The sequence below is a fragment of the Rhizorhabdus sp. GW822-FHT03C02 genome (genome assembly GCF_058801765.1).
In genome coordinates, this window is record NZ_JBXANN010000031.1 from 1 (window position 1) to 1,458 (window position 1,458).

The 1,458-nt window shown below is 62.8% G+C and carries 1 protein-coding gene; it reads left to right on the top strand.

The features are described 5' to 3' along the window. Positions 1-249 precede the first annotated feature (249 nt). Positions 250-1,446, top strand: a complete 1,197-nt coding sequence (locus AC1RM6_RS30415; RefSeq protein ID WP_493108434.1) for an IS4 family transposase — start codon at positions 250-252, stop codon at positions 1,444-1,446. The last annotated feature ends 12 nt before the right edge of the window (positions 1,447-1,458 follow it).

Genomic DNA, 1,458 nt, shown 5'->3' on the forward strand with positions numbered 1-1,458 from the left:
GCCCTAGGGGATGCACACATCTCATTGCGTAGGTGAAACAGTGCTGGCCTGTTTGGGCGTGTAGTGATTCAAGTTGCGGCGGAAGGAGACCGTCGCGATGGGACCGGCAGCATGTCTTGGGTCGTTCGGAGACGAACGGCTGGAAAAAAGGGGGCCCAGCTTCTTTCGCGGATGGTGGCACAGGAGAGCGTGTGCCTCAGGCGGCTGGCGCGTGGATCGCGGCGCGGGATCGTGGGCTATGCGCGTTTCATGGCGAACCCGCGGGTGACGGTGGAAAGGGTGATCGAAGGCTGGGGCGAGGCGACATCGTCGGCATGCGCAGGGCGTCACATATTGGCGATCCAGGACAGCAGCGATATCAACTTCACGACGACACCCGATCGCCGACGCGGTTTGGGTGAGACGAGCCACAGCAATACGCGTGGCATATTGTTGCATCCGATGCTGGCGGTCGATGCGGAGAGTGGAAACCTGCTGGGGCTGGTGGCGGGGCGGATCTGGACACGAGATGGACGCGTCGAGATTCCGCACGAGAAGCGGCCTTTGGCCGACAAGGAATCGGAGCGCTGGCTGAGCACCGCACAAGCGGCGAAATCGGTGTTGGCCCCGGCTGCACTGGTGACCGAGGTGAGCGACCGCGAAAGCGATATCTACGCCAAATGGGCGCGGATACCGGGGCCCGATTTCCACATCCTGACCCGCGCGATGAAAGATCGTTCGATCGTCGGAGGAACGCTGTCGACCGCAACGCTGCAGCCGGCTGGCGAAGCGCTGGTCGAATTGCGCGCACGACCGGGCCGTCCGGCACGAACCGCCCGGCTGGTGACGCGCTTCGGAAGGATCGAACTGACCCGGCCGAAAAAGGCGCCTGAGAAGGATTTGCCCAAGACGGTGGCGGTAAGCCTCGTCGAGGTTGCCGAAATCGATGCACCGGATGGCGCCGAGCCGATCCTGTGGCGCCTGCTCACCACCCATGACATCGAGGAGCCAGCCATGGCCTGGCGCGTGGTCGGCTGGTATCGCCAACGCTGGATCATCGAACAGTTCTTCCGCACTCTCAAGCAGCAGGGCCTGCAGCTCGAAGACAGCCAACTGGAAAGCGCTGAACGCCTCCTCAAGCTGACGGCCATTGCGGCGCGCGCCGCCTGCATCGTCATGCAACTCGTCCAGGCTCGCGATGGCGGATCCCCGCAAGACGCCAGCATCGTCTTCACCGCGGCCGAGATCGAAACGCTCCAAGCCCTCGTCCCAGAGCTGGAGGGAAAAACCGCCCTTCAGAAAAACCCTCACCCGCCGCAATCGCTCGCCTGGGCTGCATGGGTCATCGGCAAGCTTGGAGGATGGGACGGTTATCCCAAATCAAAACCCCCAGGCCCCATCACCTTCCGACATGGCCTCCAGTCCTTCAAATCCATCGCTCAGGGCTGGGCCCTGAAAAATGTGTGAATCTCCTAGGGC